At 71.7% G+C, this 20,153-nt stretch carries 20 protein-coding genes and 3 pseudogenes; 14 read left to right on the forward strand and 9 right to left on the reverse strand.

All coding sequences use genetic code 11. From position 1 onward, the window contains the following. Position 1 precedes the first annotated feature (1 nt). From ACSNOK_RS07620 to ACSNOK_RS07640, 5 genes are read left to right on the forward strand one after another with little or no spacing between them, the layout of a single operon-like run. Positions 2-1,372 (forward strand): lysine N(6)-hydroxylase/L-ornithine N(5)-oxygenase family protein, encoded by a 1,371-nt coding sequence (locus ACSNOK_RS07620; protein WP_436779825.1) that lies wholly within the window; start codon positions 2-4, stop codon positions 1,370-1,372. Next, on the forward strand, positions 1,369-1,725 hold the full coding sequence (locus tag ACSNOK_RS07625) for a cupin domain-containing protein (RefSeq protein WP_436779826.1): 357 nt from the start codon (positions 1,369-1,371) through the stop codon (positions 1,723-1,725). Before ACSNOK_RS07620 ends, ACSNOK_RS07625 begins: the two co-directional genes overlap by 4 nt. Further along, a complete protein-coding gene (locus ACSNOK_RS07630; protein ID WP_436779827.1) occupies positions 1,722-3,254 on the forward strand; it encodes a class I tRNA ligase family protein in 1,533 nt (510 codons plus the stop codon). Before ACSNOK_RS07625 ends, ACSNOK_RS07630 begins: the two co-directional genes overlap by 4 nt. Continuing rightward, entirely contained in the window at positions 3,248-4,045 is a 798-nt protein-coding gene (locus tag ACSNOK_RS07635; protein ID WP_436779828.1) for a thioesterase II family protein, read from the forward strand. The genes ACSNOK_RS07630 and ACSNOK_RS07635 overlap by 7 nt, the downstream gene beginning before the upstream one ends. Further along, positions 4,042-5,382, forward strand: a complete 1,341-nt coding sequence (locus ACSNOK_RS07640; RefSeq protein WP_436779829.1) for an MATE family efflux transporter — start codon at positions 4,042-4,044, stop codon at positions 5,380-5,382. Before ACSNOK_RS07635 ends, ACSNOK_RS07640 begins: the two co-directional genes overlap by 4 nt. A 276-nt stretch (positions 5,383-5,658) precedes the next feature. Here the strand turns inward: ACSNOK_RS07640 and ACSNOK_RS07645 are convergent, their stop codons facing one another. The 3 genes from ACSNOK_RS07645 to ACSNOK_RS07655 are packed head-to-tail and all read right to left on the reverse strand — an operon-like array spanning position 5,659 to position 7,822. After that, complete coding sequence (locus ACSNOK_RS07645; RefSeq protein ID WP_436779830.1) at positions 5,659-6,225, reverse strand: TetR/AcrR family transcriptional regulator; 567 nt, start codon at positions 6,223-6,225, stop codon at positions 5,659-5,661. Between the two features lie 21 nt (positions 6,226-6,246). Continuing rightward, positions 6,247-7,632, reverse strand: coding sequence for an amidase (locus ACSNOK_RS07650; protein WP_436779831.1), 1,386 nt, complete (start codon positions 7,630-7,632; stop codon positions 6,247-6,249). Beyond that, positions 7,619-7,822 (reverse strand): hypothetical protein, encoded by a 204-nt coding sequence (locus ACSNOK_RS07655; protein WP_436779832.1) that lies wholly within the window; start codon positions 7,820-7,822, stop codon positions 7,619-7,621. Before ACSNOK_RS07655 ends, ACSNOK_RS07650 begins: the two co-directional genes overlap by 14 nt. A gap of 117 nt (positions 7,823-7,939) precedes the next feature. Between ACSNOK_RS07655 and ACSNOK_RS07660 the strand changes: the two genes are divergently transcribed. Both ACSNOK_RS07660 and ACSNOK_RS07665 read left to right on the forward strand, forming a co-directional pair. Next, positions 7,940-8,866: an MBL fold metallo-hydrolase gene (locus tag ACSNOK_RS07660; protein WP_436779833.1), complete on the forward strand. Its 927-nt coding sequence runs from the start codon at positions 7,940-7,942 to the stop codon at positions 8,864-8,866. Positions 8,867-8,927: 61 nt separating this feature from the next. Then, entirely contained in the window at positions 8,928-9,137 is a 210-nt protein-coding gene (locus ACSNOK_RS07665) for a hypothetical protein (protein ID WP_436779834.1), read from the forward strand. A 67-nt stretch (positions 9,138-9,204) separates the two neighbouring features. Here ACSNOK_RS07665 and ACSNOK_RS07670 read toward each other — a convergent pair whose 3' ends face one another. Continuing rightward, positions 9,205-10,074, reverse strand: a complete 870-nt coding sequence (locus ACSNOK_RS07670; RefSeq protein ID WP_436779835.1) for a YceI family protein — start codon at positions 10,072-10,074, stop codon at positions 9,205-9,207. A gap of 346 nt (positions 10,075-10,420) precedes the next feature. Here ACSNOK_RS07670 and ACSNOK_RS07675 point away from each other — a divergent pair. The 6 genes and pseudogenes from ACSNOK_RS07675 (at position 10,421) to ACSNOK_RS07700 (ending at position 13,398) form a co-directional block, all read left to right on the forward strand. Continuing rightward, a pseudogene (locus tag ACSNOK_RS07675) lies at positions 10,421-10,959 on the forward strand (DUF4158 domain-containing protein). After that, positions 10,956-11,234: a hypothetical protein gene (locus tag ACSNOK_RS07680; RefSeq protein WP_436779836.1), complete on the forward strand. Its 279-nt coding sequence runs from the start codon at positions 10,956-10,958 to the stop codon at positions 11,232-11,234. Before ACSNOK_RS07675 ends, ACSNOK_RS07680 begins: the two are co-directional and overlap by 4 nt. A 118-nt stretch (positions 11,235-11,352) precedes the next feature. Continuing rightward, the gene (locus ACSNOK_RS07685; RefSeq protein WP_436779837.1) at positions 11,353-11,514 is read left to right on the forward strand and encodes a hypothetical protein; all 162 of its coding nucleotides are present in this window, start codon (positions 11,353-11,355) and stop codon (positions 11,512-11,514) included. After that, positions 11,514-12,026 carry a hypothetical protein gene (locus ACSNOK_RS07690; RefSeq protein ID WP_436779838.1) on the forward strand — a complete coding sequence of 171 codons (513 nt, stop codon included), beginning with the start codon at positions 11,514-11,516 and terminating at the stop codon, positions 12,024-12,026. The genes ACSNOK_RS07685 and ACSNOK_RS07690 overlap by 1 nt, the downstream gene beginning before the upstream one ends. A gap of 121 nt (positions 12,027-12,147) precedes the next feature. Further along, positions 12,148-12,531, forward strand: a pseudogene (locus ACSNOK_RS07695) (Tn3 family transposase); the annotation flags it as partial. Positions 12,532-12,622: 91 nt separating this feature from the next. Next, positions 12,623-13,398, forward strand: a pseudogene (locus ACSNOK_RS07700) (Tn3 family transposase). 123 nt (positions 13,399-13,521) lie between these two features. On the opposite strand, the gene ACSNOK_RS07705 reads toward ACSNOK_RS07700, so the two are convergent. Beyond that, positions 13,522-14,487 carry an ETX/MTX2 family pore-forming toxin gene (locus tag ACSNOK_RS07705; protein WP_436779839.1) on the reverse strand — a complete coding sequence of 322 codons (966 nt, stop codon included), beginning with the start codon at positions 14,485-14,487 and terminating at the stop codon, positions 13,522-13,524. Positions 14,488-15,035: 548 nt separating this feature from the next. Here ACSNOK_RS07705 and ACSNOK_RS07710 point away from each other — a divergent pair. Then, positions 15,036-16,040, forward strand: a complete 1,005-nt coding sequence (locus ACSNOK_RS07710) for a recombinase family protein (RefSeq protein ID WP_436779840.1) — start codon at positions 15,036-15,038, stop codon at positions 16,038-16,040. 838 nt (positions 16,041-16,878) lie between these two features. Here the strand turns inward: ACSNOK_RS07710 and ACSNOK_RS07715 are convergent. From ACSNOK_RS07715 to ACSNOK_RS07730, 4 genes are all read right to left on the reverse strand, one after another. After that, positions 16,879-17,991: a DegT/DnrJ/EryC1/StrS family aminotransferase gene (locus tag ACSNOK_RS07715; protein WP_436779841.1), complete on the reverse strand. Its 1,113-nt coding sequence runs from the start codon at positions 17,989-17,991 to the stop codon at positions 16,879-16,881. A gap of 89 nt (positions 17,992-18,080) precedes the next feature. Further along, entirely contained in the window at positions 18,081-18,383 is a 303-nt protein-coding gene (locus ACSNOK_RS07720; protein ID WP_436779842.1) for a ferredoxin, read from the reverse strand. A gap of 65 nt (positions 18,384-18,448) precedes the next feature. Beyond that, positions 18,449-19,471 (reverse strand): NAD-dependent epimerase/dehydratase family protein, encoded by a 1,023-nt coding sequence (locus ACSNOK_RS07725; RefSeq protein WP_436779843.1) that lies wholly within the window; start codon positions 19,469-19,471, stop codon positions 18,449-18,451. Next, complete coding sequence (locus tag ACSNOK_RS07730; protein WP_436779844.1) at positions 19,468-20,100, reverse strand: dTDP-4-dehydrorhamnose 3,5-epimerase family protein; 633 nt, start codon at positions 20,098-20,100, stop codon at positions 19,468-19,470. The genes ACSNOK_RS07725 and ACSNOK_RS07730 overlap by 4 nt, the downstream gene beginning before the upstream one ends. Positions 20,101-20,153 lie beyond the last annotated feature (53 nt).

Here is a 20,153-nt window from a genome sequence, read left to right on the forward strand (position 1 = left end):
CATGACGAACACACCGCCCCGGCGGCCCGCGCGTTACGGGCTGCTCGGCGTGGGATTCGGCCCCTCCCACCTGTCGCTCGCCGCCGTGTGCGACTCCACCCGCGAGCCCGCCGTCCGCGCCCGGGTGCACTGCCTGGAGGCCCGCCCGGGCTTCGGATGGCATCCCGACATGCTCCTCGACGGCACCCGGATGCAGGTCGCCTTCCTCAAGGACCTGGTCAGTCCCCACGACCCCACGAGCCCCTACTCCTTCACCAACTACCTCGTCAGCAAGGGGCGGCTCGAACAGTTCCTCAACCTCGGCACGCTCCACCCCACCCGCCGCGAGTACGCCGACTACTTCGGCTGGGCCGCCGACCGGCTCTCCCACCACGTCTCGTACGGCTGCGTGGTGGAGGGGGTCCGGCCCGTGACCGGTGCCGACGGCGACGTCACCCACCTGGAGGTGAGCTACCGCGACCTCGCCGGGGACACCTACGCCGTCGCCGCCGACCACGTCTCCCTCGCCCCGGGCGGCCGGCCCGTCGTCCCGCCCGGCGTCGAGCGGGAGGCCCTCGACAGCGGCACCGTCTTCCACAGCAGCACGTTCTTACCCCGCGTCCGCCGCTTCCACCAGCGGGGCCGCGAGGCGCCCCACCGCTTCCTCGTCGTCGGCGCCGGCCAGAGCGCCGCCGAGGTCTTCCAGTACCTCGCCCGGGAGTTCCCCGCCGCGGACGTCACCCTCGCCCACCGCGGCTTCGCCCTCATGCCCGCCAACAGCAGCCCCCTGGCCAACGAGATCTTCGACCCCGGCACCGTCGACCTCTTCCACTCGGCCGGCGCCGCCCGCCGGCGCACTCTCCTGGCCGAGCTGCACAGCACCAACTACGCGGCCGTGGACGACCAGGACATCCACGCCATCGCCGAGCTGCTGTACGAGCAGCGGGTCCACGGCCGGCACCGGCTGCGCCTGTGCCGCTTCACCGAGCTCGCGGACTGCCGGGCCGACGGCCCGCTCGCCCTCGTCACGCTCCGCGACCCGGTCACCGGCCAGTCCCTCGGCAGCCGCTTCGACGGCGTCGTCCTGGCCACCGGCTACGACTTCCGCGAGGCCGGGGACCTCCTCGCCGGCCTCGAACCCCACCTGCTGCGCGACACCGACGGCACCCTGCGCATACGGCGCGACTACTCGGTGGAGACCGCTCCCGGCTTCCGCCCCCGCGTCTTCCTGCACGGCGCCGCCGAGCACACCCACGGCCTGAGCAGCACCCTGCTCTCGGTGCTCGCCCACCGCGCCGCCCACATCCTCGACACCGCCTTCGGCCCCCGCCCCGGGACGGCCGGGGCCAGGGCACCGCTCGTCCCCGACGCACTCGAAGGAGCCGACGCGTGAGCAGCATCCCCATCCAGCGCCGGGCGGACGCCCCCACGGCCCAAGAGTACGGCTGCGCGTTCCGCCGCATCCTGCCCTGGGGGTCGGCCGGCCCCTCCGACACCGGGATGGGCGTGTGCACCGTCGCACCCGGCACCAGCACCACCCCGCACTCGCACGCCGACCACGAGCACTTCTACGTCGTCCGCGGCCACGGCCTGCTGCACCTGGACGGCGAGAGCGCGGAGATCGGGCCCGGCGACGCCTTCGTCGTGGACTCGGAACGGCGTCACCACTTCGAGAACGCCTCCGCCGAGGAGGAGCTGGAGATGGTGTCCGTGTGGTCGGCGGGTCCCTTCGGGGAGGCCCGGTGAACGCCGGCCGCCCGGCGCGGCCCCGCTCGTTCCTCGTCACCGCCACACCCCCGACCACCAACGGCGACCTGCACCTCGGCCACCTCGCCGGCCCGTACCTGGCCGCCGACGTCTTCTCCCGGGCCCAGCGCATGCTGGGCCACACCGTCCTGTACGTCTGCGGCGGCGACGACCACCAGACCTATGTGGTGACCACCGCCGAGCGCCTGGGCACCACCCCCGAGGCCCTCGCCGCCCGCTGTACCCACGACATTCGCGAGACCCTCCGCGCCGCCCGTGTCTCCGTCGACACCTTCACCGGCCCCGACGAGCCCTACCGTGCCCGCGTCCGCGGCTTCTTCCGCGATCTGTACCGCGCGGGCCGCCTGGTCCGGCGCACCTGGACCTTCCCCTACGATCCCCGCACCGGCCGCCACCTGCTCGAAGGGTTCGCCACCGGGTACTGCCCCGAGTGCCTCGCCGAGACGTGCGGCGCGATCTGCGAGACCTGCGGCCACCCCAACGAGCCCGGCACGCTCCTCCACACCGCGCCCACCGGCGGTCGGCCGGCCCCCGCCGCCGTCACGTCCCGCGACGTGACCGTCCTCGTCCTGCCTCTGGAGGACCACCGCGCGCGCATCGAGGCGTTCTACGCCCGCCGCCGGTCGACGATGCGGCCGCACGTGCTGCGTTTCGTGGACGAGATGCTCGCCCGGCCCCTGCCCGACTTCCCCGTCAGCTATCCGGCCGACTGGGGCATCCCCGTCCCGGTCGACGGCTTCCCCGGCCAAGTCCTCAACGTCTGGGCCGAGATGCTGCCCGGCCTGATGCACATGGCCGCCACCGCCCGGGCGGGCCACGACCCGGAAGGGACCGTCCCGGACGTCTGGGCCCGCGACTCGGGCCACGAACTGGTGCAGTTCCTCGGCTACGACAACACCTTCCACTTCGCCCTCGCCCACCTGGGCCTGACCCTCGCCCACGGCGGCCTCGCCGAACCGGCCGCCATCGTCACCAACGAGTTCCTCCACCTCGACGGCGCCAAGTTCTCCACCAGCCGGGGCCATCTCGTCTGGGCCCGCGACGTCCTGGCCCGGCACGGCGCCGACGCGGTGCGCTTCCACCTCGCCCTCACCCACCCCGAACACCAGCCCGCGAACTACACCGAGGCGGAGTTCCTCACCACCGTCGAGGCCCGGCTGCACCGGCCCCTGGCCGCCCTCCACGCCGCCGCCGACCACGCCGGCGACCGGCCGGCGCCGCCCGACACGGCCACCACCGAGGTGCTCGGCCGCTACCGTGACCGCATGCTGCACGCCTACTCCATGGAGACGTTCAGCCTCCGCCAGGCCGCCGAGACCACCGCCCACCTGCTCGCCCTGCTGGCCGCCCGGGCCGCCGCCGATCCCGACGCCGCCCGGTACGGCCTGCGGGCCGTCGCCGTATGGGCCGCGCCCCTGCTGCCGGACCTCGCCGGGGAACTGCGGCACCGCTACGGCGCGCCGGAACAGGACACCGGACGGCTCCAGGAAGTCCTCACGGCATGGTGACCGTGCTGCCCGCCCCCGTCCCGGCCGCGCCGGCCCGCCCCGGCCCCGGCGTACGCCTGTTCTGCCTGCCGGGCGCGGGCTCGTCGGCCGGTCTGTTCGGCGGCTGGGACGGGGAACTGCCCGCGACGGTCGAGGTGTACGCCGTCGAACCGCCCGGCCGCGGCCTGCGGTCCGACGAGCGGCCCCTCGACGACCTGGACGCTCTCCTCGACGACCTCCTGCACGCCGTGACGCCCCACGCCGGGCGCCCCCTGGCCCTCCTGGGCCACAGCTTCGGTGCCGTGCTCGCCTACGAACTCGCGCTGCGCCTGGAAGCGGCCGGCGCACCCGTCCGCCACCTGTTCGCCGTCGCCGCCCGCTCCCCCGTCGGACGGACCGGCGGGCCGTCCGGGCGGGCACCGACCGACGAGGAGCTCACGGCCCGGCTCCGCGCCCTCGGCGGCACCCCCGGGCCCGTCCTCGACAGCGCCGAGATGATGGCCCTCCTCCTGCCCGCCGTCCGCGCCGACTTCGCGCTGGCCGACGGCTACCGCCACCGGCCCGGCCGGCTCCTCGCCTGCCCCGTCACCGCCTTCGCCGGCACCGAGGACCGGGCCGTAAGCCCGGAGGCGGCCGGGGGCTGGTCCGCCTGCACCCGCGGCCGGTTCACCGCCCTCCGGATGCCGGGCGGCCACTTCTTCCCGTTCTCCCCGCCGCCGTCCCGCACCGGGTTCCTCCACGCGCTCGCCCGGGAACTCGGCCCGTACACCGGCGGGACCCCCAACCGGCCCAGCACCCTGGAGCGTGGATGACCCGGACGCCCACCCCGCACAAGGACGCCCGCCGCGCCCAGGACCGGGAGATCTGGCGCCTGGCCTTGCCGGCGTTCGGCGCGCTCGTCGCCGAGCCGCTGTTCCTCCTCACCGACTCGGCCATCGTCGGCCATCTCGGTACGGCGCCGCTCGGCGGCCTCGGCGTCGCCGGGCAGGCCCTGGGCACGCTGCTCAACATCTGCGTCTTCCTCGCCTACGGCACCACCGCGGCCGTCGCCCGCCTCATCGGCGCCGGGGACACCGGCCGGGCCATCCGCCAGGGGCTCGACGGCATCTGGCTGGCCACCGGCATCGGACTGCTGGTCATCCTGGCCGGCTGGCCGCTGACCCCCGCCGTCGTCGACGCCTTCGGCGCCTCGGCCGCCGTCACCCCGCACGCCGAGACGTACCTGCGCATCAGCCTCCTCGGCGTCCCGGGCATGCTGGTGGCGCTGGCGAGCACCGGTGTGCTGCGGGGCCTGCAGGACACCAGGACCCCGCTGGCCGTCTCGGTGGCGACCTTCGCGGCCAACGCCGCGCTCAACGCCGTGTTCGTCTACGGCCTGGACTGGGGGATCGCCGGTTCCGCCTGGGGCACCGTGCTCGCGCAGACCGCCGGCGGAGCGGTCTACGTCGCGACGGTGGTGCGGGCCGCGCACCGCCACGGGACGCCGTTGCGCCCCGACCTGGCGGGGCTGCGGGCCGCCGCGAAGGCCGGTGTCAACCTCGTCGTCCGCACGCTCACCCTGCGCGTCGTCCTGGTCGCCGGCACGGTCGTGGCCACGGCGATGGGGGACGACGAGATCGCCGCCTACCAGGTGGGCTTCCAGGTGTGGTGGTTCCTCGCCCTGGCCCTGGACGCCATCGCCATCGCGGGGCAGGCCATCACCGGCCGCTGCCTGGGCGCCGGCGACGCGGCCGGTGCCCAGGCGGCGACCTGGCGGATGACCCAGTGGGGCCTCGCCGCGGGCGTCGGCTTCGGGATCCTGCTGCTCGCCGTCCGCCCCTGGCTGCCCGCCCTGTTCGGCGTCGAACCGCACGTCCGCTCGCTGCTGCTCAGCACGCTCGTGGTGGTCGCCCTGATGCAGATCGTGGCGGGCCCGGTGTATGTGCTCGACGGGGTGCTGATCGGCGCCGGCGACCTGCGTTACCTCGCGGCGGCGGGGGTCGTGACCACCGCCGTGTTCCTCCCGGCGGCCGTCGCGGTCCGGCTGGCCGGGGGCGGGCTCGTCGCCTTGTGGCTGGCCATCGGCCTGTGGATGCTGGCCCGCCTCGCCACCCTCGCCTGGCGGGCCCGGGGGGCGGCCTGGCTGGTGACGGGGGCCGTCCGGGGGTGATCCGCACATGGCGGGGTGATGCGGGGTCAAGTCCCTGCCGTCCGCTCGGCGGGATCCTCCTCGTCGTCGGCCCCGCCGCGCGGTCACCCGAGGGGGGACGAGGCCCGCTTCCGCGTCCACGCGCCCTCGGCCGGCCGGCGAAGCGGCCCGTCCTCCGGCTCGGGACCGGGTTCCGGCCATGTGCCACAGGCCCGTCGCTTCCTCCGGCCAGGCCGGCCGTTCGGGGCGGGGCCGTCGCCTACGGCGGGGGCTTCTCGTCTACGGCAGGGGCGTCGTCTACGGCAGGGGCATGAGCCGGTAGAAGACGGTCGCGACCAGATCGCGGGCGTAGGCGGCGTCGATCGGCCCGGGGCGGAAGAGAACGCGGTACATCATCGGCGCCACCAGGTGGTCCATCACCGTCTCGGCGTCCGGCACGTGCTCGCCGCGCCCCGCCGCGCGGGCCAGGATCAGCTCGACCTGGTCGCGCGCGAAGCCGGAGCACACACCGGCGTTGGAGCCGTCCGGGTCGCCGGCGAGGGCGTCGCGGATGTAGGAGCGGCCGGGCGGGGAGGACATCTCCTCCAGGAAGGCGACGGCCCAGTGCTCCAGGTCGGCCCGCAGGTCGCCGCGGTCCTCCGGGGGTGCTTCCGGGCGCAGCCGTTCCACCGCGACGTCGGAGAGGAGCTCTTGGAGGTCGCCCCAGCGGCGGTAGACGGTCGAGGGGGTCACTCCGGCCCGGGCCGCGACGAGCGGCACGGTCAGAGCGGCCCCCTCGGCCTGGAGTTCGCGCACGGCCCGGTGGACGGACTCCTGGACGCGGGCACTGCGGCCCCCGGGGCGTACGGCGGGTCTGGGGCTCATGCCCTCCAGCTTAACGCAACGTCATTGCGTGACGAGCGGGCGTACGGCCGCCCGGTCCGGCGCCGGAACCGGCCTGCCGGCCCCGATCGCGCCCTGTTCGAGGACGTGACCGATCCCCAGCAGCGTCGCCTCGTCGAACGGCCGCCCGATGAGCTGCAGGCCGACGGGCAGCCCCTCCTCGTCGAGGCCGGCGGGGAGGGAGAGGGACGGCAGCCCGGTGATGTTCGCCGGGGCGCACAGCCGTACGTAGGCGTCGGCGACGGTCTCCGTGCCGCCGTCGGGCCATCGCACGGTCTCCGTGTCCCGGGGCACGGCGGTGAGCGGGACGGTCGGCGCGGCGACGACGTCCACGTCGTCGAAGAGGCGCGCCCACGCCTGCCGCATGAGCGTACGGGCCCGCTGGGCCCGCAGGTAGTCGCCGGCCGGGACGAGCGCGCCGGCCTCCAGCAGCGTACGGACGTCCGGGCCGTAGAGCTCGCCGGACGAGCGGAGCGTCTCCTCGTGGACGGCGCTCGCCTCGGGGACCATCAGTCCCCACTGCGTGGCGTGGACCTGCTCGGCCAGCGGGATCTCCACGTCGACGAGGCGCGCACCGAGGTCCCGCAGCCGGTCGATGCCGTCCCGCACGGCCGCGGCCACGGCGGGGGCGACCCGGTGGACGTAGTGGTTGATCGGGACGCCGACCCGGAGCGCCGTGAAGTCCACGTCCGGCAGCGATAGGTGACGTCCCGTCAGGGCGGCGAGGACGAGGCCGGCGTCCCGGCTGGTGCGGGTCAGGGGGCCGACGTGGTCCAGGGACCAGGAGAGCGGGACCACGCCGTCCACGGGGACGAGCCCGTAGGTGGGCTTGAGTCCGACCACGCCGTTCAGCGCGGCGGGGACGCGGATGGATCCGCCGGTGTCCGTGCCCAGCGCGAAGGTGGCCGTCCCGGCGGCGACGGCGACCGCCGAACCGCCACTGGAGCCGCCCGCGACCCGGTCCTGGTCCCAGGCGTTGCGGGTCTGCGGGGTGGTCAGTCCGTAGGCGAACTCGTGCGTGTGCGCCTTGCCCAGCAGGACCGCGCCCGCCTCCGCCAGGCGGGCGGCGACGGTGCTGTCCCGCCGCGCCGTGTGGTGTTCCCGGACCCGGGACCCCGCCCGGGTCGGCGTGTCGGCCACGTCGATGAGGTCCTTGAGCGCCATCGGCACGCCGTGCAGCGGTCCGCGCCGCCGGCCTTCGGTCAGTTCGCGTTCCGCCCGGGCGGCGGCGCGGCGCGCGGTGTCGGCGAAGACCTCGGCGTAGGCGTTGAGTTCCGGCTCCACGGCCTCGATCCGGCCGAGGACGGAGCCGGTCAGTTCCACCGGCGAGAGGTCTCCCGCCGCGATGGCGTCGGAGGCCTCGGCGAGCGTCAGCTCATACGGTTCCATCGGCGCGCTTCCCTTCCGGCCGGTACGCGGTGTCGGGGTGATACGCGGGGTGGTACGCGGCGGCGGGCCGCACGCCGTCGAGGTCGAGCTCGCGCAGGGAGCCGAGGACGGAGCGGATGTGGTCGGCCGTGGCCGCCACGGCGGCGGGGCGGACGGCCCGTTCGGGCGGTCCGGGGTCCGGAGCGGTCATGTCGTGCCTCCACCTTCGCCTTCCAGCAAAAGCCAATCCTTTGCGTTAGCCGCACCCTAGGCCCTACGCTCGCCTAACGCAAAGAATCCGCTTTTACCGTCGGAGAGAACCCCTCCCATGCTCCGCCCCGCCACCACCCCGGAGCCGTCACGGCGACCGGCCGCCCCTGCCTCATGGCAGGTCGGCGAGGTCCGCGTACACCGCGTCGACGAGACCGTCCTGCCGCCGGACACCGGACCGTGGCTGCTGCCGGACGCCACCCCGGGCGTCACCGCCGAAGTGCCCTGGCTCCGGCCCGACTTCACCGCGCCGAACGGAGCTCCCCTGCTGAGCAGCCACACCTTCGCCTTCGAGACCGGCGGCCGGCGCGTGCTCGTGGACACCGGCATCGGCAACGGCAAGTCCCGCGCCAACCCGGCCTGGCACCGCCTCGACACCGATTACGCGCACCGGCTCACCGCCGCCGGCTTCCCGCCCGACTCCGTCGACCTGGTCGTCCTGACGCACCTGCACACCGACCACGTCGGCTGGAACACCCGCGCCGCCGCCGACGGTTCCTGGGTGCCGACCTTCCCCAACGCCCGGTACGTCACCTCGCGCACCGAGTGGGACTACTGGGCCGGCCGGTGGGGCGACATGGAGGAGAGCCGCCGGCGGATGTTCCACGACTCCGTCCACCCCATCCGTGACGCCGGGCTCCTTGACCTCCTGGACGTCCAGGACGGTCCCGCCGTCCTCGCCCCCGGCCTCCGGCTGCTGCCCACCCCCGGGCACACTCCGGGACACGTCGCCCTCGAACTCCGCTCCGGCGGGAGCTCGGCCGTCGTCACCGGCGACTGCGTCCACCACCCCGTCCAGCTGGCCCGCCCGCACATCACCAGCTGCGTGGACACCGACCCCGGTCAGGCCGCCCGCACCCGCCGCGCCCTCCTCGCTTCCCTCGCCGGCACGGACGCGCTCCTGCTGGGCACCCACTTCCCGCCCCCGACGGCGGGCCGCGTCACCGCCGACGGCGCCGGGTACCGGCTCGCGCCGGCGCGGTGAAGGCCGCGCGGGACCGGACGTCCGGGAACGGTCCGCGCTCCGCGTGAGGTTGCATGGCGGCATGGAGAACACCCTGAACACCCTGTGGCACAGGTCGCCGGCCGCCGCGCGCGCCGAGGCGGACGGTCTGATCGTTCGCGGGTGGAACGTCCACGCGCTCGCCGTGATACGCGAACACGCCGACGAGCCGAGGCCCTCGCTCCACGAGTGCGTCGGCCTGCTGGACGAACGCGCCGCCTTCCCGCGGCGGACGCCGGCGGAAGGCGACTGAGCCGAGGCCGAAGGGCGGCGCCCCGACCGGCCCGTACCGCGACCCCGGCCCGGCACCGGGGGCGCCCTCAGGACTGCGGCACCGCCTGGATGTCGAGTTCCACGCGGATGGTCGCGCCGATCATCGCGATGCCGCGCTGGATCATCGACTTCCAGTTCAGGGTGAAGTCCTCGCGGTGGAGTTCGGTCACGGCGGAGCACGCCGCTCGGGTCTCGCCCATGATGCCGGTGCCGATGCCCAGGTAGCGGGTGTCGAGGGCGACGTTCCGGCTGACGCCGTGCAGGTTCAGGACGCCCTGGACCGACCAGCGGGGCCCGCCGCGGTGGACGAAGCGCTCGCTGGTGAACTGCATGTACGGGTACTGGGCGACGCCCAGGAACTCCGCCGACCGGAGGTGCTCGTCCCGCTGCCGGACGCCGGTGTCGATGCTGGCCGTCTCGATCACCACGTCCAGGCGTGACTCCTCCATCCGCTCGCCCACCCACAGGGTCCCCTCGAACCCGTTGAAGCGGCCGTGCACCTCGGCGAGGCCGATGTGGCGGGCCGCGAAGCGTACGGCGGTGTGGTCCGGGTCGATGCGCCAGGCCCCGGGCGTGGGCATGGGCGGGCCGGGGGCCGGTTCCATCGCGACGGGCTCGACGGCGGCATGGGCGCCGGCGACGCAGGTGAAGGGCCGGCGGACCGGGCGGAAGCCCTCGCACGTCACCGCCAGCACATAGTCGCCCGGCGCCAGCGTGGCCGCGAAACGGCCGTGCGGGTCCGTCTGCCCGGTCAGCACCTCCCGGCCGGACGCGTCACGGACCGACACGTCCGCGCGGTACAGCGGCAGTTGCACGGGGTCGAGCACCCGGCAGTCCAGCCCTCCGGCGCCCTCCGGAAGCCGGACGCCCCCCTGCCCCGACGAACCCTTCCAACGGCGCAACAGCACGAGAGCCATCCCCGCCACACCTTTCCCCTCAAACAACAACCGCCCCCAACACCACCACACCAAGCCACATCAGCGCAAAACGGCCATCAGGTGCCATCGCTCCCACCATCGGCAGCAATGAACACCATCACGCCTACACAGGCACCATCACGAGCAACACGCCTCATCAGGGAGCATCCACGGGCATCACGCTCCCTATCACCCGGAATCGCGCCCACCCGGCCGGGGGGGGGTGACCGAGGTACGGGTCAAAGGGGCAATGAGTTGATCTTGAAGCCGTGAAGGTCGGTCCGTCACTCGTTCAGCTTGGTGTCGTTGGTGATGATGTTGTTGTCGTCCTGATCCGGGGTGGGTAGTGACCTCGATCGAGCGAACCGCGTATCCGCGGTTCAAGCGGCTGATCACCGCGCATGAGCTGCATCTTTTCTTCTCGCCGACGCGCGATGAGCTCAGGTGGGCGGCCGAGGCGACGGACAGTGACGATCACCTGCTGGCTCTGCTGCTGATGCTGAAGTCCTACCGGCGCATGGGGTGTTCCCGGCTCTGGAAGAGGTGCCGGGGCAGGTGGTGGAGTTCGTCCGTCGTGCGGTGGAGCTGCCGGAGGGCACGCTGCCGGTGTACCGGGCGGGGCGGACGGCGAAGCATCACCGGGGTCTGGTGCGCAAGCGGGTCGGGGTGGCGTACGACCGGGCGGAAGCCCGGCGGATCGCCGAGCGGGCGATCCGCAAGGAGGCCGCGGCGAAGAACCGGCCGGCGGACCTGATCAACATCGCGCTGGAGAAGGTCGCGGAGGCCGGCCTGGAGCTGCCGGGGTTCTCCACCTTCGACAAGATGGCCTCGAAGATCCGCCCGAGGTCAACGCCGCGATCTGCGCGGGCATCCACGACCGGATGAGCCCCCTCCAGCGATCCGAGCTGCTGCGGCTGCTTCAGGAGCGCGACACGGACGGCACTACGCTGTACAACCGGCTGAAGAAGCCCGCCAAGGGACCGAGCTGGTCGCACTTCAAGAACCTGACCAAGCGCATGGAGTGGCTGGACGGCCTCGGCGACAGCACGGTGTGGATGGACGGCGTCGCCGCAAGGAAGACCACCGACTTCGCCGGGGAGGCCGACGCGGGGGGCGCCCCGGCACTTCGGGACTACACGCTGGCAAACGCCTCGCCCTGATCGCCTGCCTGGTGCACAAGGCGCGGATGCGGGTCCGTGACGACCTGGCGACGATGTTCTGCAAGCGCGTCGCCACGAAGGTCAAGAAGGCCAAGGCGGAGCTGGAGGAGAGGCCCTGGTGGTGCAGGCCGGCGGGCTCGGCGCGGCCGCCCGGACGGTCAAGGGATTCGGCGGGTTCGCAGGGCAGTACGAGCAGATCGAGAAAGTATCCGCCCACCACGGCAACCTGTGGGAGCCGCTGCTGTACGGGCAGATCGGCCGGGACCGGGCCGGGCGGTGATGTTCGACCTGGCCGAGAAGCTTCAGTTCACCGCGATGTCCGAGGACGGGCGGGTGCTGGACGCGCTCGCGCACGCCCAGCGGCACGGACGCGCCCGCGGTGAGTACATCCCCGCCCTGGACGAGGAGGGCAAGGAGGTGGACATCTCCTTCGCCACCCAGAACTGGCGCAAGGTCGTGCTCGACAAGACCCGTCCCGGGCAGTTCGTCCGCAAGCACTTCGAGGCGATGGTCTTCACCTACCTCGCCGAGGAACTGCGCTGCGGCGACGTCGCGGTGGCCGGCTCGGAGGAGTACGCCGACTGGTCCCAGCAGCTGCTGGCCTGGGAGGCGGTGGAGGAGAAGCTGGCCGACTACCTGGTGGAGGTCGAGTTGTGCGAGGCCGGTGAGGCCGCCGAGTTCGACGCCGGCAGCTGGAGGACAAGCTCCGCCGCGCGGCTGCGGCGGCGGACGCCGGGTACCCCGACAACGAGGGCCTGGTCATCGATGCGGAGACGGGCATCCCGTCGCTGAAGCCGTACCACTCGCAGGGGCTCATCCCTTCGGCGAAGCGGCTGGAGCAGGAGATCAAGTCCCGGCTGCCGGAGCGCACGCTGATCGGGATCTCGTCCAGGACCGCGAACTGGGTGGAGTGGTGGCGCCGCTTCGGTCCGGCCTCCGGCAACGAGCCGAAGCTTCAGGACCCCTTCGGCCGCTACGTCATCACCGCCTTTGTCAAGGGCACCAACATGGGCCCTACGAGGCCGCCCGCCACATCCCCGGAGTAAGTGGTCATGAGTTGTCGTATGTGGCGAACCGGCACTTCTCCATCGTGCTGCTGAACGAGGCCATCGCCGACCTGGTCAACGCGCACGCGCGCCTGGACATCGCGCAGGCATGGGGTGACGGCACCGCGGTGGCGGCCCACGGCACCCACATGGACACCTACCTCGACAACCTGCTCGCCGAGATGTCCGTGCGGTACGGAAAGCCGAGCGGCATCGCCTACCACCACATCTCCGACACCTACATCGCGCTGTTCACGCACTTCATCCCGTGCGGGGTGTGGGAGGCCGTCTACATCATCGAGGGCCTGCTCAAAAAACACCTCCGAGGTCAAGCCGACCACCGTGCACGCCGACACCCAAGGGCAGTCCCAGCCGGTGTTCGCGCTCGCGCACCTGCTGGGCTTCGACCTCATGCCCCGGATCAGGAACTGGAAGGGCCCGACCTTCTACCGGCCCTCGAAGCAGAGCGAGTACGTGCACATCGACGCGCTGTTCGGCGAAGTGGGGAAGAACGTGATCGACTGGGAGCTGATGGAGTCCCAGTTCCGGCACCTGACGCGCGTGGCCCTCTCCGTCCGCGAGGGCGCCATCTCCTCCTCCACGCTGCTCAAGCGGCTGCGCTCGGGATCACGGAAGAACGCCACCTACACCGCGTTCCGCGAGGTCGGCCGCGTGATCCGCACCGTACAGTTGCTGCGCTTCCTCTCGGATGCGCCGCTTCGCCGGCGGGTGACCTCGGCGACGAACAAGGTGGAGTCGTTCAACCGGTTCTCCCAGTGGCTCGGCTTCGGCAACCGCGGCGTCATCGCCGACAACGACCCGTCGAGCAGGAGAAGACAATGAAGTTCAACGCCCTGCTCACCAACGCGGTGATCTTCCACAACGCCTTGGACATCGCGGAGATCGCCCGGCAGCTGCTGGAAGAGGGCTGGGAGATCGCTCCGGAGGACCTGGCCCACATCTCGCCGTACCTGACCGAGCACATCAACCGGTTCGGCGAGTACTCCACCCACGAACTCGGCATCCAGCCCGAGGCCTACGAGACGGCACTGGACGTCGACTTCACCCCGCTGCGCGAGCAGGACCCGGCGGCCGTCGGCTTCGGCCAGGCCGCCTGACCCGCAAGACCCTCACCCGGCAAGACGGCTGAGCCAAGCCCCCCCCACCGCTGACCCCACTGTGCCTGCCCCGCCCAACCGGGTGGGGCAGGCACAGTGGCATGCTCGCGGGCAGCGCCAGGCTCAGGCGGCGGCCGGGGCAGGCTGAGACGACTCGTCGTCGCCTGGCAGTGCGGGGTCTTCGTAGACGGCCGGCGGGTTGACGGGGCTGTCGGGAAGACTGTCGGGGCTTTGGTGGGGGAGCAGCGGGCCCTGCTTGAAGGTGATGCGACTTTCCGTTCCGTAGTGGCCCTTGAAGTTGCCCTCACCGGTGGTCACCACGCCGGCAGAGGACCAGGAGTAGCCATCGAGGAAAGTAGCTGGATCGAGCCCCACACTATGCAAGGCACTTTTACCAATCGGATCCTTCGCGAGTCCGCCCAAATCGGCGAAGACCTGCTGGATGGGAACGAACCAAAGATTGTGCTTGTCGTCTCCGCCCTTGTTATTGAGGTCGACCTTGGCGTTGAACCAGACTGCCACATAGCCGGCGAGTTTGACGTCCGCAGCCCAGCGAATTTCCAGACTGCGTTCGTTTACCTGCATGATTGCTGTCACCGTGCTGTGCGCTGGAACCTTGACGGGCGTGCTCAGGGTCCAGGCCCGCTTTTCTGTCTTCGTGTTCGTTTCCGCCTTACTGTAGGTTGCCTCCATACTGATCTTTACGCCCGCGCTGGCGACGTTTTCGATACCGAGGGTTCCCGATACCTCGACGCCGACCTTCACCGTCTTGGTGACCGTCGCTGAATACGTCTCGCTGAGCTCTTTGGAGAAGGTCCGGTTGGTGCTCTGCTCGAGGCTGGTGTCGTTCGTTACCACTGCCGAGTCGACGTTGTCCCAGGAGTTCGTGAGTACCTCATTGCCCAGGTCGTACCTGACGTTGGCGAGCTCAACCTTGACCTGCTTGCCGAGGTGCTCCGGCTTGTTGGTGTCGTGGTGAGCTTTGTAGTCGGTGCTGGCGGTGAACCAGACTCCCCCGCCCTTCAACGAGTAGGAGGCGAAGGCAGCCCAAACGTCGGTGATCTTCTGCAAGTCTGTGAGATCGGCCATTTCTCCCCCAGAGAGTGCCGGAAATTACCATTCACGTCACGCAAGTGGCATACACCCCAGAGCGATGCCGCAGCGATTACGATAAGGATGGCGGTCGAAGCGCCTCGCCGCCTGTCGCACGTTTAATATACAGCGAAATATCAAGGCTCCAAAGGCATTCACTCTATCGGATTAAGATCATCCGGACATTGAGTTACACCATCCGGCCGATTGTCGCCGTTCGGCTCTCCTGAATTGATGACAGCTCAAGGCGTCAAGAGTGAAACCCGAGAAAGAACTTCATAGAGGTGATTAAAGAGTCCCCGCCACCCGGCGCTCCGGAGACGGGCGGCAACTGACTCTCAGCCATGGCCGGCGGCAAGTGCCGGGCGTTCAACAGGAGGATCAGAGAACTGGTGTTACCGTCGCCAGGAGATCCGATGGGCGGTTCTTGCAAACGGTCCTTTGTGCGAGCAAGATCAATCATGAGCCGCCGCCCCCTCGTCGGCCCAGGAATCATTCGCAGAACCCGTCCTCGCTTAAAAGCGGAACAGGCCCCCTTCCGAGACTTGCATTGTGCGAGAATTCCGGCCCATGACGGCCCCTCAGTCCCCGTCGAGCAGCACGCCTGTCCGAAGTGCGACGCCCAGCGCGGCTCGCCGTGCCGCTCGCGCGGCGGCGCGGTCGCCTCCGCCTACCACACCCGCCGCTTCACGAAGGTGCCACGGCTGAAGAAGGCGCTGCGGGTCCCTACCCCCGCCGACCGTGCGCCGGGCCGGCCGTGGCGGCCGGGCACCCCGCCGCCGGCGCCGATCGACCCGGACCTGCCGAGCGCGGACATCCGCATCGGCTACGCCCGCTGCTCCACCCTCGGGCAGGAACTCGACTCCCAGCTCGACGCGCTCGCGGGGCACGGCATCCCGAGGGAGAAAATCTTCAGCGAGAAGATCAGCACCCGGGTGCGAGTCCGCCCCCGGTTCGAGGAGGCCCTGCGGACGGCGCGGGAGATCAAGGCGCACGCCCCGCACTGCCGCGTGATCTTCACGGTGTACGAGATGAAGCGCCTGGGTCGCGACGCCGCCGAGCTCACCGCACTCGCCGACCACCTCACCGCCCACGGCCTGATCCTGGAGATGCTGGCCGGGCCCCTGCCCGGCCTCTACGACCCCACCGGCCCGGGAAAGCTGCTGTTCGCGTTCTTCGCTGCCATGGCGGAGACCGAGCGGGAGAACATCCGCGAGTCCACGCTGGAGGGCCTCGACACCGCGGCCCGCAAGGGCAAGCACGGCGGCCGCCCGCCGGTCATCACCGACGACATGCTGCACTTCGTGCTCCGGCGCCGCGCGGGCGGCGAGTCCGTCGAGCAGATCCAGCCCGACCTGATCATCCCCACCGGCAGGCGCAAGGGGCAGAGCCCCTCCGTCGCCAGCATCTACCGGGCGCTCGCCGAGCACACCAAGCGCGAGACATACCCCGAAGCCGTCGACCAGGCCCAAGCCGACTTCGCCGCCCTCCAGGCCGACGAAGTCCCCGGGCCCCGCCTTGCCCTCCCTGACCAAGCGTCACTCTCATGACAGAGAGCTGCTTGTTCCTCTGCCGTAGCTCCGGGAGAACAGGGCACAACCCGGCAGCAACCACGCCTTGCGGGTTCCGGCCCCAGCCGGGATCACTCCTGCAGCAGTCCGTTGGCCAGGGGGATCTGGAACGACTCGCCCGCCCGGATGGTGACGTCCTGCCCAGAGGTGTTCTGGACGTTCAGCACCTGCTCTCCGTCGTCAGAATCCCCGATGCCGGTGACCCTGAAGTAGGCCTGGGGGACCTTACCCTGAAGGCGTTGAGAGGATTGGACATGGTTGCTCCGTGTGTTGAGGGGGCCAATGAGGACGCATAGACATCTCGTCTTCCTGTAGCACGGCTGGGACGAGGCCAACCCCTATCGCCGCAGAGCCAACCCGAACGGGCACACCCGCCTAGGTGTTCAAGGCGAGTGGTTCTCCCCGGGAGTGAGTACCACCAGCATGTTCAGCAGCGTCGTCCCCGGCGTGCTCGGCGGCTGATCGTTCTACCACCGTCAACGGCGAGCGCCGCTGGACGTGCACCGCAAGCACCGGCCGCTGCACGGCGGCGGCCACGTCTGGCCCGGCGAGCCGCGGGCCCTGCTGGAATGGAACGTCAGCAGCAACCACCTGCTTCTCCAGCCCGGCCGCCGCCTCGACGTACTCCTCACCCCTCACACCCCGGACAACGTCTCCGGCAAGAGCAACGACACGGGGCGAACCAGGAACCGTCACGGGCGACTGCTGATCTCACGCCCTCAGCCGAGGGCCTCCGCTGCTCAAGATCAACTCATTGCCCCTTTGGCGCGTATCCGGGTCAGCCCCCGGGGGCCGCCTAACCGCCCGGCAACCCCTGTCAGTCCACGGTCGGGAGCACCTTGAGCAGGGCCTCGATCACCCGCTCCTGGACGTCCCGGCGCAGCGACGGGTACATGGGCAGCGAGAAGATCTCCCGCGCGCGCCGCTCCGTGACGGGGAGGCGGGCGTCGGCCGCGGGAGTGCCGGCGAAGGCCTTCATGGTGTGGACGGGCCAGCGGTAGCTGACGTTCAGCTCGATGTCGTGGGCGCGCAGGCGCTCCAGGATCAGGTCGCGCCGGGGGTGGCTCACGACGTAGAGGTAGTAGACGTGGTCGTTGCCGGGCGCGATCGCGGGGAGGGTGAGTGAGGTGTCCTTCAGGGCTTGTCGGTAGCGGTCGGCGACGGCGCGGCGGGCGGCGATGTAGTCGTCGAGCCGGCGCAGCTTCCGGCGCAGGATCTCCGCCTGCACCTCGTCGAGCCGGCTGTTGTGGCCGGGGAGGGATTCGACGGAGTACCGCTCCTCCATGCCGTAGTAGCGGAGCCGCCGCAGCGCGCGGTCGACGTCGGAACGGCCGGTGAGGACCGCTCCGCCGTCGCCGTAGGCGCCGAGCACCTTGGTGGGGTAGAAGGAGTAGGCGGCGGCGTCCCCGAAGGTGCCGGCGAGCCGGCCGCCTTGCCGGGCGCCGTGGGCCTGGGCGCAGTCCTCGACGACCGTCAGACCGTGCTCGCGGGCGACCTGTCCGATCTCGTCCATGGCGGCGCACTGGCCGTACAGGTGGACCGGGACGACACAGCGGGTGCGCGGGGTCACGGCGGCGGCCAGACCCGCCGGATCCATGAGGTAGGTGGCCGGGTCGATGTCGACGAATCGCACGTCCGCTCCGGTGCCGGCGATGGCGACGACGGTGGGAGCGGCCGTGTTGGACACGGTGACGACCTCGTCGCCGGGGCCCACGCCGAGCGCCTGGAGGGCGAGCTTCACCGCGTTCGTGCCGTTGTCGACGCCGACGCAGTGGGCGAGGCCGTGGTACTCGGCGAACTCCGCCTCGAAGTCCCGCACGCTCGGGCCCAACACCAGTCGCCCGGAGGAGAACACCGTGTCGACGGCGTCGAGGATCTCCGCGCGTTCGGCCTCGTACTCATCGCCGTAGGCCCATACCAGCACACTCATGCACATCCCACCTCGGGTCGAAGACGGTCGTTTCGGCTGACGGACGGTCAGCTGGTCGCCAACCCCGTTGCAGGGCGGCGTGGTTGTGGCTACAGCTTCGGCGCGAGGATCTCGCCCGTCGCCGCGTCGCGGACGGTGATCGCCTCCATCGGGCAGGTGTCGGCGGCGTCGGTCACGCTGAGGTCGGGGTCGACGACCTCCTCGACCGGCCGGGCCCTGCCGTTGTCGAGGCGCATGTGCCGGGCCGCGGTCCCCAGGCAGATGCCGGTGCCGGCGCAGGCGTTCCGGTTCACCTCGATGCGCCACCGGCCGGCGCTGACGGCCGGTTCCGGCGTCGGTGTCCGGTCCCGTGGCGGGGCCTCGGGACCGGCGGTGGCACGTGGTTCGGACATTCTCTTCTCCTCGGAGCGGGGGACGGTGGGCCGGTGCCGGCTCGGGCGCGGATCGAGACGGCGGCTCAGGAGCGGGGCTCGGCGGCCTCCGGCGCCTCGACGGTGTGCCGGTACAGGGCGTCCACGGTCCGTTCCAGGGCCTGGTCGAGCGTCAGGCGCGGCTGCCAGCCGGTGACGCCGCGGAACGCGGACGCGTCGATCTCGATGCTGTGGAAGTCGCCCAGTTCGGCGTACTCGGGCGGGTCGACGGTGAGGACGGGGACGGGGGGCCGTCCGGTGCGGTCCGCCACCAGCTCGGCGATCCGGCGGAAGACGGCGCCCAGCGGTTCGCCGTGGCCGCTGCCGAGCAGCCAGTGGCGGCCGACGAGTTCGTGCCCGTGGTCGAGGGCCGCGGCGAAGGCCCGGGCGATGTCGTCGACGTGCAGCAGGTCGCGGCGGACGGTGCCGTCGTGCCACATGGTGATGGGCTCGCCCGCCAGGGCCCGCTTGGTCATGGCCGCCACGACGCCCTTGGACGTGGTGCGGCCGGGCGCGCAGCCGATGACGGTGGGCAGCCGCAGGGTGATCCCGTGCACGTCGCCCGCCCTGGTCGCCTGCTCCAGCAGCCGCTGCGCGGCGAGTTTCTGCCGGTCGTAGGCGCCCTGCGGCTCGTCGGGCTCGGAGCCGTCGATGCGCGGGGCGGCGGAGAGGCCGACCTGGCTGGCGGCGCCGGCGTAGATCACGGTGACCGGGCGGCCGCCGGGTTCCGGGCGGAGGGCGGCGGTGAGGTGCCGCATGGTGCCCACGTTGACGCGTTCGGCGACCGGGTCGGCGCCCCGCCAGTTGATGTCGCCGGACAGGTGGGCGAGCAGGTGGACGACCACGTCGGAGCCGGCGACCGCGGCGGCCAGGGCCGCCGGGTCGGTGGCGTCGGCGGTGCGCAGTTCGACGTCCTTGGCGTCCGCGACGGCGGCCGGCGGCCGATGGCCTCGGGTCACGAGGCGCAGCCGGACCGGCCGCCGGACGAGTTCGGCCGCGACGGCGGAGCCGATGAACCCCGAGGCGCCGAGTACGGTCACCAACGGGCGCTTGTCGTCGGAGGGGTTCACGCGCCGCTCCCCTCCCGCCCGTCGGCCGGGGAGGCGCCGTAGAGGGCGGCCTCGATCCGCAGCGAAGCGTCGTAGTCCGGCAGCATCCCCCGCTCCGCGGACTCCTCCAAGGTGAGGGCGTCGCGGTCGCGTTCGGACAGGATGACGTCCTCGTGGGGCACGGGCAGGTTCAGCGCGGGGTCGTGGACGGAGACGGCCTGTTCGTGGGACGGCGTGTAGGGGACGGAGAGCAGGTACGTCATGACGGCGTCGTCGAGGGCGACGAAGGCGTGCCCGACGCCGACGGGGAGGTAGACGGCGCTGGGGTGTTCGGCGGTGAGCACGACGGACTCCCAGACCCCGAAGGTGGGCGACCCGACGCGTACGTCCACCACGATGTCCAGGGCCCTGCCGTGGGAGCAGTGGACGTACTTGGCCCCGCCCGGCGGGGTCGTGGTGTAGTGGACGCCTCGTACGACGCCGCGGCGCGAACGGCTGTGGTTGGTCTGCCGGACCGGGAACAGGCCGTGACCGGTGGCCTTGATGAAGGCCTCTTCCTGGAAGGGCGAGGCGAGGTGGCCGCGCTCGTCGGGGAAGTTGTCGGGGACGCAGTGGAAGGCGCCGGCGATCCTCAGTTCACGTACGTCCATGAAGGGGCCTTTCGGTGTGGGTGCCGTCGGGGGGCCGATGGGGGCCGTGGGGG

This window comes from Streptomyces sp. URMC 126, assembly GCF_051386555.1.
Lineage (GTDB): Bacteria > Actinomycetota > Actinomycetes > Streptomycetales > Streptomycetaceae > Streptomyces.

Coding starts and splice junctions, on each gene's coding strand:
- ACSNOK_RS07620 (WP_436779825.1), top strand. CDS start 2: ATGACGAACACACCGCCCCGGCGGCCCGCGCGTTACGGGCTGCTCGGC.
- ACSNOK_RS07635 (WP_436779828.1), top strand. CDS start 3,248: ATGGTGACCGTGCTGCCCGCCCCCGTCCCGGCCGCGCCGGCCCGCCCC.
- ACSNOK_RS07640 (WP_436779829.1), top strand. CDS start 4,042: ATGACCCGGACGCCCACCCCGCACAAGGACGCCCGCCGCGCCCAGGAC.
- ACSNOK_RS07645 (WP_436779830.1), bottom strand. CDS start 6,225: ATGAGCCCCAGACCCGCCGTACGCCCCGGGGGCCGCAGTGCCCGCGTC.
- ACSNOK_RS07650 (WP_436779831.1), bottom strand. CDS start 7,632: ATGGAACCGTATGAGCTGACGCTCGCCGAGGCCTCCGACGCCATCGCG.
- ACSNOK_RS07655 (WP_436779832.1), bottom strand. CDS start 7,822: ATGACCGCTCCGGACCCCGGACCGCCCGAACGGGCCGTCCGCCCCGCC.
- ACSNOK_RS07660 (WP_436779833.1), top strand. CDS start 7,940: ATGCTCCGCCCCGCCACCACCCCGGAGCCGTCACGGCGACCGGCCGCC.
- ACSNOK_RS07665 (WP_436779834.1), top strand. CDS start 8,928: ATGGAGAACACCCTGAACACCCTGTGGCACAGGTCGCCGGCCGCCGCG.
- ACSNOK_RS07670 (WP_436779835.1), bottom strand. CDS start 10,074: ATGGCTCTCGTGCTGTTGCGCCGTTGGAAGGGTTCGTCGGGGCAGGGG.
- ACSNOK_RS07680 (WP_436779836.1), top strand. CDS start 10,956: ATGAGCCCCCTCCAGCGATCCGAGCTGCTGCGGCTGCTTCAGGAGCGC.
- ACSNOK_RS07690 (WP_436779838.1), top strand. CDS start 11,514: ATGTTCGACCTGGCCGAGAAGCTTCAGTTCACCGCGATGTCCGAGGAC.
- ACSNOK_RS07705 (WP_436779839.1), bottom strand. CDS start 14,487: ATGGCCGATCTCACAGACTTGCAGAAGATCACCGACGTTTGGGCTGCC.
- ACSNOK_RS07715 (WP_436779841.1), bottom strand. CDS start 17,991: ATGAGTGTGCTGGTATGGGCCTACGGCGATGAGTACGAGGCCGAACGC.
- ACSNOK_RS07720 (WP_436779842.1), bottom strand. CDS start 18,383: ATGTCCGAACCACGTGCCACCGCCGGTCCCGAGGCCCCGCCACGGGAC.
- ACSNOK_RS07730 (WP_436779844.1), bottom strand. CDS start 20,100: ATGGACGTACGTGAACTGAGGATCGCCGGCGCCTTCCACTGCGTCCCC.